Origin of the sequence: Corynebacterium sp. AOP36-E1-14, from assembly GCF_052377495.1 — a bacterium.
Classification (GTDB): domain Bacteria; phylum Actinomycetota; class Actinomycetes; order Mycobacteriales; family Mycobacteriaceae; genus Corynebacterium.
The window spans coordinates 114,690-127,383 of record NZ_JBQSWV010000004.1 but is presented as its reverse complement, the minus strand read 5'-3'; the positions used below and the strand labels follow the sequence as shown (position 1 = coordinate 127,383).

General features: G+C 68.5%; 10 protein-coding genes. 7 read left to right on the top strand and 3 right to left on the bottom strand.

The genetic code is table 11. The annotated features are described in order from the left end of the window. Positions 1 to 3: 3 nt before the first annotated feature. The 5 genes from ACT3TD_RS03375 (at position 4) to ACT3TD_RS03355 (ending at position 6,793) form a co-directional block, all read left to right on the top strand. Positions 4 to 987 carry a GDSL-type esterase/lipase family protein gene (locus ACT3TD_RS03375; RefSeq protein WP_301442805.1) on the top strand — a complete coding sequence of 328 codons (984 nt, stop codon included), beginning with the start codon at positions 4 to 6 and terminating at the stop codon, positions 985 to 987. A gap of 81 nt (positions 988 to 1,068) precedes the next feature. Beyond that, positions 1,069 to 2,751 carry an AMP-binding protein gene (locus ACT3TD_RS03370; RefSeq protein WP_301443859.1) on the top strand — a complete coding sequence of 561 codons (1,683 nt, stop codon included), beginning with the start codon at positions 1,069 to 1,071 and terminating at the stop codon, positions 2,749 to 2,751. Positions 2,752 to 2,777: 26 nt separating this feature from the next. After that, positions 2,778 to 4,601: an oleate hydratase gene (locus ACT3TD_RS03365; RefSeq protein ID WP_441578968.1), complete on the top strand. Its 1,824-nt coding sequence runs from the start codon at positions 2,778 to 2,780 to the stop codon at positions 4,599 to 4,601. A gap of 89 nt (positions 4,602 to 4,690) precedes the next feature. Beyond that, positions 4,691 to 5,533, top strand: coding sequence for a DNA-formamidopyrimidine glycosylase family protein (locus ACT3TD_RS03360; RefSeq protein WP_301443857.1), 843 nt, complete (start codon positions 4,691 to 4,693; stop codon positions 5,531 to 5,533). A gap of 198 nt (positions 5,534 to 5,731) precedes the next feature. Next, a complete protein-coding gene (locus ACT3TD_RS03355; protein ID WP_301443111.1) occupies positions 5,732 to 6,793 on the top strand; it encodes a DUF559 domain-containing protein in 1,062 nt (353 codons plus the stop codon). 79 nt (positions 6,794 to 6,872) lie between these two features. Here the strand turns inward: ACT3TD_RS03355 and pgi are convergent, their stop codons facing one another. The 3 genes from pgi to ACT3TD_RS03340 all read right to left on the bottom strand — a co-directional run bounded on the left by pgi (position 6,873) and on the right by ACT3TD_RS03340 (position 10,296). Beyond that, positions 6,873 to 8,576, bottom strand: a complete 1,704-nt coding sequence (gene pgi / locus ACT3TD_RS03350; protein WP_444614802.1) for a glucose-6-phosphate isomerase — start codon at positions 8,574 to 8,576, stop codon at positions 6,873 to 6,875. Positions 8,577 to 8,665: 89 nt separating this feature from the next. Continuing rightward, a complete protein-coding gene (locus ACT3TD_RS03345; protein WP_301443109.1) occupies positions 8,666 to 9,454 on the bottom strand; it encodes an inositol monophosphatase family protein in 789 nt (262 codons plus the stop codon). Next, positions 9,451 to 10,296 (bottom strand): inositol monophosphatase family protein, encoded by an 846-nt coding sequence (locus ACT3TD_RS03340; protein ID WP_301443108.1) that lies wholly within the window; start codon positions 10,294 to 10,296, stop codon positions 9,451 to 9,453. The genes ACT3TD_RS03345 and ACT3TD_RS03340 overlap by 4 nt, the downstream gene beginning before the upstream one ends. 74 nt (positions 10,297 to 10,370) lie before the next feature. Here ACT3TD_RS03340 and prfB point away from each other — a divergent pair, with 74 nt between their 5' ends. Together prfB and ACT3TD_RS03330 are read left to right on the top strand one after the other, a co-directional pair. Continuing rightward, positions 10,371 to 11,495 (top strand): peptide chain release factor 2, encoded by a 1,125-nt coding sequence (gene prfB / locus ACT3TD_RS03335; RefSeq protein ID WP_301443107.1) that lies wholly within the window; start codon positions 10,371 to 10,373, stop codon positions 11,493 to 11,495. 250 nt (positions 11,496 to 11,745) lie between these two features. Continuing rightward, positions 11,746 to 12,687, top strand: a complete 942-nt coding sequence (locus ACT3TD_RS03330; RefSeq protein ID WP_301443106.1) for an aldose epimerase family protein — start codon at positions 11,746 to 11,748, stop codon at positions 12,685 to 12,687. Positions 12,688 to 12,694: the final 7 nt, after the last annotated feature.

The window sequence follows — 12,694 nt, the reverse complement described above, 5'->3', positions numbered from 1 at the left end:
TCAGTGGAGAAGAACAGCACGGCGGGAAAGCGCAAGATCAGGCGGGCGGCCCTGGCCGTCGTCGCGGCATGGAGCGTCGCCGTCGCCGGCACCGTGGTGGTCAGCCCGCAGGCGCAGGCGGCCCCGGCCCGGAACCTGGTCACCTTCGGTGACTCCTACATGTCCAACCCCACACCCGCCGAGGCCGTCGGCGCCAAGGTCCGCTCGGCCGCCGAGAACGCCGGCATCCCGCTGGACAACCCGGTCACCGCACCGCTGGGCCAGTACACCGCCCACGGTTGCGGTCAGTCGCCGACCAACGCCCCGCGTCAGATCGCCCGGATGACCGGCCTGACCGTCAACGACTACTCCTGCCCCGGTGCGATGGCCTACTCCACCGGCACCCCGGCGATGACGCTGCGCGGCGAAATCGACAACGCCCTGGCCGACCGGGCGCTCAACGCCCAGACCAGCAACGTCGTCATCCAGTTCGGCTTCAACGACTCCTACAGCTGGCTGTTGGGCAAAGTCATGGCCAACGGCCTGCCTGACACCTACCTCAACCTGCAGCAGCGCTACGCCGAGCAGAAGGTCCTGTGGGACCGGGCGATGAACGATGCGATCAACCGGATCAAGGCCGCCGCCCCCAACGCCCGGGTCACCATCGCCAGCTACCCGACGATCTCCAAGCCCGACACCGCCGAGCAGTGCCTGCTGCACGTCGAGATGATCCCCGGCGACATCGGCATCCCCGCCTTCTGGATCCGTGACGCCGAGGTCAACATCAGCAACTGGTCCAAGGCACTGGTCGCGGCACGCGCCCGCGACAACGTCGTGCTCGCCGACCTGCGCGGTGCGACCGCCGGCCGCGGCGAGTGCGCCCCCGACAACGTCCGGCTGATCGCCGGGGTCATCGACACCACCAACCGCTCCGGCTACAACCTGCCGGTGCACATGACCAACTGGGGCGTCACCCGGTCCGCTGAGGTCATCGCAGCGACCTTCTGACCCCGCTCACCACGCAACACCCCACCCCTCCCGAGACCTCCGGCCCCACCCCGGGGGTCTCGAGCACTGAAAGGATGCAACATGCACAAGCACGGAACCCACGTGTCGGCCCGTACGCAGGTCACCCAGATGATCGACTCACTCAAGCCCCTGGTCAAGGCCGGAGTGCTGCGCACCGGTGGGCCGAAGGAGTCCGTCGGACTCATCGGCGCGATGGGTAACTGGGGCATGTCCCTGGCCGCCCTTGCCGAGATGGGCGCGACGTCGTTCCCCAAGCGCACCGCCCTGATCGACGACCGCGGCGCGATGAGCTTCACCCAGCTGCGCGACGACGCCCGCGCCCTGGCGCGCACCCTGCGCAGCTACACCACCGACGACGGGCAGGACGTCTCGTCGATCTCGGTCATCGCGCGCAACAGCCGCGGCCTCGTCCTGCCGCTCATCGCCGCGGCCTACCTCGGCGCCGAGGCAAAGATCCTCAACCCCGGGTCCTCGCTGTCGCAGTTGCAGGACATCGCCCGCGAGTACCCCAGCGACGTGACCTTCATCGACGCCGAGTTCGGCGAGGTGCTCGCCGAGCTCAACGCCGACAACAAGATCGCTGTCGCCGAATGGTCCGGCAGCATCCAGGACACCGAAACGCTCGAGTCGCTGATCGGTGCAGGACGCGGTGAGTACCGCCACGTCGCACTGCCACAGCGCCCCACCCAGGCGTCCACCGTCATCATGTCCTCGGGCACCCGCGGGGTGCCCAAGGCGGTCGTGCTGCCCGTCCCGCGCACCCCCAAGGTGCTCGGCAGCATCCTGGAGCGCATCCCGTTCCGCTCCGGTGACGTCATCCAGCTGTCCGTGGGCATGTTCCACGCCTGGGGCTGGCTGAACCTGCACATCTCCATGGCCACCGGCTCGACCCTGTTGACCCGCCGCTGGTTCGACGTGGACACCGAGGTCGCCGACATCACCACCCACAAGGTCACCGGCATCGTCTCCGCCGCGGTGTACCTGCGTCAGGTCCTCGCCGGCGTCAACGACGGCAACGTGGACGTCACCGGCGTACGCTACATCGTCTCCGCCGGCAACGCCATCGCCCCTGAACTCGTCGTCGAGCTCAACGAGCGCTTCGGCGACCGGACCGGCGTGGTCCACAACTTCTACGGCTCCACCGAGCACGGTCAGATCACCCTGGCCACCGCCGCCGACATGGTCACCGACCCCACCACCGCCGGACGCCCCGGCCCCGGCGTGCGCCTGGAGATCCTCGGCGACGACCTCACGCCGCTGCCGGACGGCCAGACCGGAGTGATCTACTCGTCGAACTCCATGACCTCGCTGGGCTTCCTGTCCGACAAGGACTCCGGCGACGTGGTCGACGGCATGCTCTCCACCGGTGACAAGGGCTACATCGACGCCGACGGCAAGCTCTACGTGTGCGGTCGCGCCGACGACATGGTCATCCGCGGCGGCGAGAACATCCACCCCCGCGTCATCGAGGAGTTCCTGCTCACCCTGCCTCAGATCGACGACGCCTTCGTCATCGGCCACCAGGACGACGTGGTCGCCACACTCAACGCCTTCATCGTCCTGTCCGCCGAGTCTGCTGAGGTCACCGACGACGAGCTCAACGCCGCGGTACTCGCCGGGGTCAACCAGTTCTGCTCGCTCGACAACATCGTCCGCCTCGACGACCTGCCCCGCAACGACTCCGGCAAGGTCGTCCCGCGCCTGCTGCCGCAGGTCGCCGACAAGGCCGACAACGCCTCCTAGCCAACAACGAGAACAAGGAGAACACCATGTACTACTCCAACGGCAACTACGAGGCTTTCGCCCGCCCGCGCAAGCCCGAAGGCGTCGACGACAAGCACGCCTGGATCGTCGGCACCGGCCTGGCCGGGCTGGCTGCGGCGACCTTCCTGATTCGCGACGCACAGATGCCCGGCGCCAACATCCACCTCATCGAGGAACTCCCGCTGGCCGGTGGCTCCCTCGACGGTGAAGAGCGCCCCGACATCGGTTTCATCACCCGTGGTGGTCGGGAGATGGAGAACCACTTCGAGTGCCTCTGGGACATGTACCGCTCGATCCCGTCGCTGGAGATCCCCGGTGCGTCCTACCTCGACGAGTACTACTGGCTCGACAAGGACGACCCGAACTCGTCGAACTGCCGGCTGATCCACGACCGTGGCAACCGGGTGCCCACCGACGGGGACTTCACCCTCACGGAGAACGCCCAGCTCGAGATCGTCAAGCTGGTCACCGCCTCCGAGCACACCCTCGAAGGCCGCACCATCGAGGACTACTTCTCCGAGGAGTTCTTCGCCAGCAACTTCTGGTTCTACTGGGCCACGATGTTCGCCTTCGAGAAGTGGCACTCGCTGATCGAGATGCGCCGCTACGTGATGCGTTTCATCCACCACACCGGCGGCCTGCCGGACTTCACCGCCCTGAAATTCAACCGCTACAACCAGTACGACTCCATGGTCCGGCCCATCCTGGCCTACCTGCTCGACCACGGCGTCGACGTGCGCTACGGCACCACCGTCACCGACATCGACGTCACCATCGACGGTGCAGGCGACAGCGAGAAGAAGATGGCCACCGCGCTCCACCTGGCCACCGCCGAGGGCGGGCAGACCGTGGAGCTGGGCGCCGAGGACTACGTGTTCGTCACCAACGGGTCGATCACCGAGTCCACCACCTACGGTTCACACCACACCGCGGCACCGGTGACCACCGAGCCCGGTGGGGCATGGGAGCTGTGGGAGAACCTCGCGTCGAAGTCGCCTGACTTCGGTCGCCCGGCGGTGTTCTACAAGAACCTGCCGGAGAAGAGCTGGTACGTCTCGGCCACCGCCACGGTCAAGGACGCCCGCGTCGAACCGTTCATCGAGCGGCTCACCCGGCGCTCGTTGCACGACGGCAAGGTCAACACCGGTGGCATCATCACCGTCACCGACTCCACCTGGCTGATGAGCTTCGCGGTGCACCGCCAGCCGCACTTCACCTCCCAGAACCCCGACGAGACCGTGGTGTGGATCTACGCGTTGTACTCCGACGTCGACGGCGACTACGTGAAGAAGCCGATCGTGGAGTGCACCGGCGAGGAGATCACCCAGGAGTGGCTCTACCACCTCGGTGTGCCGGTCGACCAGATCGACGAGCTGGCCTCCCAGACGTCGATCAACACCAACCCGGTGTACATGCCGTTCATCACCGCGTACTTCATGCCGCGGCGTGCCGGCGACCGTCCTGCCGTGGTGCCGCAGGGCTCGGCGAACCTGGCGTTCATCGGCAACTTCGCCGAGTCGCCCTCGCGCGACACGGTATTCACCACGGAGTACTCCGTGCGTACCGCCATGGAGGCCGTCTACACCTTCATGAACGTCGACCGTGGCATCCCGGAGGTCTTCGGTTCGGTCTACGACCTGCGTGAACTGCTCAAGGCCACCTACCACCTGCGTGACCGCAAGAGCTTCGACGAGCAGCCGGTGACCACGAAGTTCAAGCTGCCGGTGCCTGGTTTCGTCAAGGCGAAGGTGCGCGCGAAGCTGGACGGTGTCCTGCACGGGACCTGGATCGAGGAGCTGCTGCAGGACTCCGGTCTGCTGAAGCGCTGACCAGTTCCGCCGCGCGTGCCGGGCGGCGTACCCTGAGCCCCGGATCACCGGTCACGGTGATCCCCGGCTCGTAGAAGGAGGTGCGCCAGATGCCCGAGGGCGACTCCGTGCTGCAGCTGTCCAACCGCATGCAGTGGATGACCGGGCGGACCGTGACCCGGAGCGACATCCGCGTGCCCCGGTTCGCCACGGAGGACCTCACCGGACTCAGCGTCCGGCGTGTGTGGCCCTACGGCAAGCACCTGTTCATCGACGTCGGCGGGCGCGTTCTGCACACCCACCTGAAGATGGAGGGTGTGTGGTCCATCCACGCCGCCGGCGCGCGCTGGCGTCGGCCCGGGCACACCGCCCGGGTCGTCCTGCGCTTCAGCCCGCAGCATCCCGGTGGCCCCGAGATCGAGACCGTGGGCCACAGCCTCGGCTTCGTCCGACTCTTCGACATCGACGAGTACCCGCAGGTCGTCGGACACCTGGGCCCCGACATCCTCGCGCCCGACTGGGCATCGGCGGGTGGACGCGACGACGCCCTGGCCCGCATCCTGACCCGGCCTGAGCGCAGCATCGGTGCCGCGCTGCTTGACCAACGCAACGTCGCCGGCATCGGCAACGAGTACCGGGCGGAGGTCTGCTTCCTCGGCGGGGTCGACCCGCGCCGCCCGGTGGGGCAGGGGCAGGACGCTGCGAGCACCGCCGCGCACCTGCTCGACCTGTCGCGCACCGTGATGTGGGAGAACAGGCTGGAACCCCGTCGGCTGTTCACCGGCGACCGACGCCCCGGTATGGGCAACTACGTGTTCGGCCGGGCGGCGAAGGCCTGCCGACGTTGCGGCACCCCGGTGCTCAAGGGTTTCCTCGGCGGGGTGGACGCCGGCGGCGACGACGGGGAACTCGAACGGGTCATCTGGTGGTGCCCGGTCTGCCAGCCGCAGTGAGGTTGTCCTGAAACCCCACTCAGATGGTGGTCATCGGGAGGTGGACCAACATCCGCGTGGGGTTCTGGGGACAACTCCGGAAGAAGGCATCGGAAGTTGTCCACAGTTTTCGGGGACTGTGGGGGGCAGGGTGGACCGGGCGGCGGGGCTGGTGTCTACTTCGGTGCACGGCTGACACCGGGGGAGAGGACCACACCGATGGGGAAGAATACGCGGGCACAGGGACGGGGGCCCGCCTACACCTGGCGGGTGATGCCGGGCATCATTCCGCAGGCCAGGGCCGAACTGAAGGCCGCCGGAAAGGTGACCGACTGGAAGCTGCGCCACCACTACCGTGCCGTGGCACACGGGGTGGTGGTGCCGCGTGACGCCGGGACCGGCCATGACAACAGCGGCGGATTCGGGGTCGACATCGTCACCCGCGCTCGGGCCCAACACCTCGTCCAGCCGGAGGCCGTGATCGGCGGATGGGCTGCCGCCGCGCTGCACGGGCTGCGTCCGGACTGGGCCGACCACGCGCCCGTGTTGATCCACATGGGGAGCAAGCATCGCCTGTCTGCGGTGACCGCCGAGGCGGTGCGTACACTCCTCCGACCCGTGGTCCAGCCACTGCCGGCGACGATGGCGACTACCTGTCCGGACCCGCGTTTCCCGCAGATGCGAGTCGTCACCCCGGCATTTGCTGCGGCACAGTGCCTGTGGAGCATCCTGACCAGCCGGCACACCTGGTGGGTGGACGGCGTCCCCGGCCTGACCTGGGAACAGGTCCGTGCTGTGCAGTTCATCGACGCCTTCGCGCAGTGCACCTGGATCACCCGTGACGAGATTCTGGCTGCGGCGAAAGGCATGGTGAACAGGCGTGACCTCGCACCCGTGCTGGCGTTGTCGGACGATGGAGCGCAGTCGCCGATGGAGACCACGATGCGGCTGATGGTCCGGGACCTGCTGCCGGCACCCCACCGGTGGGTCTCCCAGGTGAGGGTCGACCTGGAACGGGGAGCGCACTCCGGCTGGACCGCCCGGACGCTACCTGACCTGGGGGTTCCAAAACTCAAGGTGGCGGTCTACTACGACGGCGCCCACCACGACACCGCGCAGCAGACGGACGTGGACTTCGACCAGTTCCACGCGCTGCGGGACCTGGAGTGGGAGGCGCTGAGGTTCAACAAACGCCATCTACGGTGTCCCGGCGATCTACGCGAACAGGTGTGCAACGTCATCGGCAGGGCGATGGCGGCGCTGGAGGCCCGGACATCCTGAACCCCCCGCAGATGGTGGTCACAAGGAGTTGGACCAACAATCGCGTGGGGTTCTGGGACAGGTGGCGAAAGTCCGGTGACTAGCGCTTCCGGTTGCGCAGCACGTGGCGCAGCAGGGAGTCGGTGGAGGGGTCGCCGGTGTCGACGTCGGAGGAGTCGGTGTTGGTGCTCAGCAGCGGCAGCAGCTCATTGGCCTGCTTCTTGCCGAGCTCCACGCCCCACTGGTCGAAGCTGTTGATGCCCCACACCACACCCTGCACGAAGCAGATGTGCTCGTAGAGGGCGATCAGCGCGCCGAGGGTGCGCGGGGTCAGCTTGTCCGCCACGATCGTGGACGACGGACGGTTGCCCGGCATCACCTTGTGCGGGATCAGATCCTCGTCCACACCGGCCTCACGCAGCTCCTCGGCGGACCGGCCGAAGGCCATCACGCGCGACTGGGCGAGGAAGTTCGACAGCAGCATGTCGTGCATGCTGGTCTCCCCGTCGGAGCCCTTCTGGTCGGTGTGGGGGTTGACGAAGCCGATGAAGTCCGCCGGGATCAGGTGCGTGCCCTGGTGGATCAGCTGCATGAAGGCGTGCTGGCCGTTCGTACCGGCCTCGCCCCAGTACACCTCGCCCGTCTCGGCGGTGGTCAGTTCCCCGTCGAGGCGCACGGACTTGCCGTTGGACTCCATCATCAGCTGCTGCAGGTAGGCGGGGAAACGGCCCAGGTCCTGCGAGTAGGGGAGCACCACGTGGGACTGCGAGCTGAGCACCGAGGTGTACCAGACACCGAACAGGCCCATGAGTACCGGCGCGTTCATCTCCAACGGCTCGGAGTAGAAGTGGTTGTCCACCTCGTGGAAGCCGGCGATGAACTCCATGAAGTCACGCGGACCGATCGCCGCCATCAGGGACAGGCCGATCGCCGAGTCCACCGAGTAGCGTCCGCCGACCCAGTCCCAGAAGCCGAACATGTTGCGGGTGTCGATGCCGAACTTCTCCACCTCGTCGGCGTTGGTGGACACCGCGACGAAGTGCTTGGCCACCGCGTCCTTCGACGCGGCCTCGTCGGAGGTGTCGACACCGGTGCGCTTGAGCCCGTCGAGCAGCCAGCGCCGGGCGCTGTGCGCGTTGGCCAGGGTCTCGGAGGTGGTGAAGGTCTTCGAGGAGACCACGAACAGCGTGGACTCCGGGTCGAGCCCGTCGAGCGTGGCGGTGATGTCCGCCGGGTCCACGTTCGACACGAAGTACGGGGTGATCCCGGCGGTGCAGTACGGACGCAGCGCCTGGGCCGCCATCGAGGGGCCCAAGTCGGAGCCGCCGATGCCGATGTTCACCACGTTCTTGATGGTGTGGTTCGTGGCGCCACGCCAGTCACCGCTGCGCAGCGCCTTGGCCAGACCGCGCATGCGGTCCAGGGTGTGGTGCACGTCATCGGCGATGTCCTGCCCGTCGACGGTGAGGTCCTGGTCGATCGGCACGCGCAGGCCCGTGTGCAGCGCGGCACGGTCCTCGGTGGTGTTGACGTGCTCACCGTTGAACAGCGACTGGCGGTAGTTCTCGATCCCCTTGGCGCGCGCCACGTTGAGCAGCAGGCGCACCGTGTTCTCGTCGACGAGGTTCTTCGAGAGGTCCACGTGCAGCGGGCCGACCTCGAAGGTCATGTCGCCGGCACGTCCCGGATCGTCCTGGAACAGCTCCTTCAGGGTGGTGCCCTTGAAGCGGGTCGCGTGGGCGACGAGGGCCTGCCACTCCGGCGTCTTCGTCACGGGGGTGGGGTTCGGGACGGTGAAAGTCACAGGTGTCGCCCTTTCGAGAATCCGGTGTGTCTTGTCAGTTCACCGCCCACGGTAGCGGAAAACCGGTTGCCCGGCCGGGCGTCAGGGGGTCAGTTCGGGGTGAGTGCGGCGAGCACCGCGTCCTGCAGGAGCCCGTTGGACGCCACGGCGGAACCGGCGTACGGACCCGGCGTGCCGTCGAGGGCGGTGAAGCGTCCTCCGGCCTCGCGCACCAGGACGTCCAGCGCGGCGAGGTCCCACAGGTTGACCTCGGGTTCGGCGGCGACGTCGACCGCACCCTCGGCGACGAGGCAGTAGGACCAGAAGTCGCCGAAACCGCGCAGGCGCCAGGCGGCGTCCGTCAGTGCGATGAGGTCGTCGCGGCGTCCGACCTTGTGCCAGCCCTCCAAGGAGGACAGGGAGATCGAGCAGTCCGCCACGTCCGACACCTTCGACACGCCGATCCGGCGTGCCTCGCCGGTGCCGAAGGTGGACCAGGCGCCCATGTCCGCCGCCGCCCACCAGCGCCGCGACAGGCCCGGGGCGGAGACCACGCCGACCACCGGGGTGCCGTCGACGACCAGGGAGATCAGCGTGGCCCACACCGGCACGCCGCGCACGAAGTTCTTCGTGCCGTCGATCGGGTCGATGACCCACTGGCGGCCGGTGCGTGCGGCGTCCCCGCCGAACTCCTCACCGAGCACGTCGTCGTCGGCGCGGCGGGTGGCGAGCACCTCGCGCAGCCGGCGTTCCACCTCGGTGTCGGCGTCGGAGACGGGGGTCAGGTCCGGCTTCGTGGAGACCTGCAGGTCACCGGCGCCGAAGCGGTCCATCGTGACGGCGTCGGCGGTGTCGGCCAGGTGCAGGGCCAGGGTCAGGTCGTCGGCGTATGCGCTCATGCACCCAAGGATAGGGACTCCACGACCGCCTCGACACTGGAGGGTGCCCCGGCGACCGACCACAGTCGCCCGCCGGCGCTGACCCGCTCGCAGCGTCCTCCCGCGCCCTCGATCAGCGCGCGGCCCGGCAGCAGGTCCCACGGCAGGACGCTGTGCTGGAACCAGCACGCGCCGTTGCCGGCCGCCACGCCCGCCATGTCCACCGACGCCGAGCCGTTCCAGCGCACCGTCGCGAAATCGCCCACGACCTTCGTGAACACCGCGTTGAGCTCCGGGTTGGTGATGTCGGTGGGGTGCAGGTAGCCGCTGAGGCAGGACTGCTGCGGCGCGAGGTCCGGCAGCGTGCCCACCGGGGCGCCGTCCAGCGTGGTGGGGATGCCGGGGCCGCCGAACCACGTGTAGCCCATCGCCGGACGGTGCACCGCGCCGAAGTGCAGCCGCTCCGGATCCTCCGGGTCGCCGTCGACCAGCGCCAACGCCGAGCACCAGTAGTCCGAACCGGTGGTGAAGTTGTACGTGCCGTCCACCGGGTCGATCACCCACGTGCGCCCCGACTCCGACGGCGCGGAGGCGCCCTCCTCGCCGAGCAGGCCGTCCTGCGGACGCAGCGTCCTGAGCACCTCGGCGACGAAACCCTCCGCCGCACGGTCGGCCTCCGTCACCACGTCCGACACCGAGGTCTTGAACTCGGTGGTCAGCCCCGCCTCGCGCATGCGCCAGGCCAGCCGGCCGGCGTTGTAGACCAGGGCCTGGGCGAGGGTGCCGTCGTCGTCCCGGTCGTGGGAGATGATGAACGTCTTCGTGATGGCCTGCAGGGCGTCCGCCGGGATGGGTGAGTTCATGCCCACTATTGTGCACCCGGTCCGCCCGGGGTGCAGCCCCTGGGGTCCGTGGCGGGTGAGTACAGTGGACGACCATGCAGCCCGATGTGATCTCCGCGATCGACGACCTCGACTCCACGCTCACCACCATCGAAAAGGTGCTCGACCTGGACGAGATGGAGTCGCGTTCCCGCGAACTCGAGGACCAGGCCGCCGACCCCTCCCTGTGGGACGACCCCGACCACGCCCAGCAGATCACCAGCCAGCTCAGCCACGTGCAGGCCCGGTTGAAGAAGGTCCGTGGCCTGCGCGACCGGCTCAACGACCTGCCCGTGATGTACGAGATGGCCGAGGAGTCCGAGGGCGACGAGGCGGCCGAGGCCACTGAACTGGCCGACGGCGAACTCTCCGACCTGCGCGAGGAGATCGAGTCCCTCGAGGTCACCACCATGCTCTCCGGCGAGTACGACTCCCGTGAGGCCGTGGTGAACATCCGCTCCGCCGCCGGTGGTGTGGACGCCGCCGACTGGGCCGAGATGCTCATGCGCATGTACACCCGCTGGGCCGAGAAGTCCGGGCACAAGGTCGAGGTCTACGACATCTCCTACGCCGAGGAGGCCGGGATCAAGTCCGCCACCTTCGTGGTGCACGGCGACTACATGTACGGCACCCTGTCGGTGGAGCAGGGCACCCACCGCCTGGTGCGCATCAGCCCCTTCGACAACCAGGGTCGCCGCCAGACCTCCTTCGCCGAGGTCGAGGTGCTGCCCGTGGTGGAGACCTCCGACCACGTCGACATCGACGACAACGACGTGCGCGTGGACGTGTACCGCTCCTCCGGCCCCGGCGGGCAGTCGGTGAACACCACCGACTCCGCGGTGCGGCTGACGCACATCCCCACCGGCATCGTGGTGACCTGCCAGAACGAGAAGTCGCAGATCCAGAACAAGGCCTCGGCCATGCGCGTGCTCGCCGCGAAGCTGCTGGAGCGCAAGCGCCAGGAGGAGGCCGCGGAGCTGGACGCGCTGCGTGGCGACGGCTCGAACTCCTGGGGCAACCAGATGCGCTCCTACGTGCTGCACCCGTACCAGATGGTCAAGGACCTGCGGACGAACTTCGAGGTCAACGACCCGTCCAAGGTGCTCGACGGCGGCATCGACGGCCTGCTGGAGGCCGGTATCCGCTGGCGTATGGCCGAGCAGCAGGGCGAGGGGAAGTAGCGCCTGCGGCTGGTGGGCGCGGCTGGTGGCTGTGGCTGGTGCATGTCATCTGACTCATGCCCCAGGTAGATTTCCGCCCGTTTTCCGCCCTGGGGCATGACTCAGATGACATGTCCGCCGGCATGCGGCCTCATGTGGCACCGGGGACATCCGGGGACACCTGGGGACACCTGGGCCCCCGCTACGCACCCCCGGTATGCGGCTTATAGGAGGGTCCCTTTTTTGGCCCGGGTGTATTAGTGTCGGATGAATGACGGCTGGCACGACAGGTGTAGGGATCGGCTCAGGCGAGAGCCGGGCGGTCCTCCGGTTGCGGGGCGGCGGGCTCTCGCAGTGGACCTGGCGGGGGAGGCGGATGCTCGAGGGGTACGGCGGCCCCGGGGAACCGGACACCCCACCCCTGTCGGCGAACCTCGTCCTCGCGCCGTGGCCGAACCGGACCCGCGACGGGGTCTACGACTTCGACGGGCGCCGTGAACTGGAGGTCACCGAACCCGACAAGAACACCGCCATCCACGGCTTCGTCTCCGACCTGGAGTGGACCGTGGCGGAGCGGCATCCCGACTCCGTCCGGCTCTCCGTCGAGCCGGGCCCGCAACCGGGGTGGCCGTGGCCGGTGCACCTGTCGGTGCTCTACCGGGTCGGGGAGGACGGCCTGGAGGCGCACGCCACCCTTCGCAACGACGGTGACACCGACATGCCCGCGGCACTCGGGTTCCACCTCTACCCCTCGGCGCTCGGCGCCGACACGGACACCTGCTCGCTGCGTGTGCCGGCCCACCGTGTCCTGCCGCTCGACGGGCGGGGCCTGCCGGACGGTCCGCTGCAGGACGACAGGGACGTCCTGCCGGACGCGGTGACGCCGCTGGCGGGGCACGTGCTGGACCACTGCCTGCGTATCGACGACGGTGCGCAGGACGTGCCGGACGGCGCGGGCGCGCGCGTCGTCCTGCACCGTCCCGACGGTGCGGGCGTGGCGCTGACGACGTCGCCGGAGCTGCACTGGATCCAGGTCTTCACGCCCGACGACTCCACCGGGCAGCCCTACCCGGGCCGCCCCGGTGGGCGGGCCGTGGCCGTGGAACCGATGACCGCACCGCCGGACGCGCTGAACTCCGGCACCGACCTCGTCCGCCTGCCGCCGGGGGAGGCCCTGACCTGCTCCTGGCGGCTGGACGTGCTCACCCCCTGAACGACCC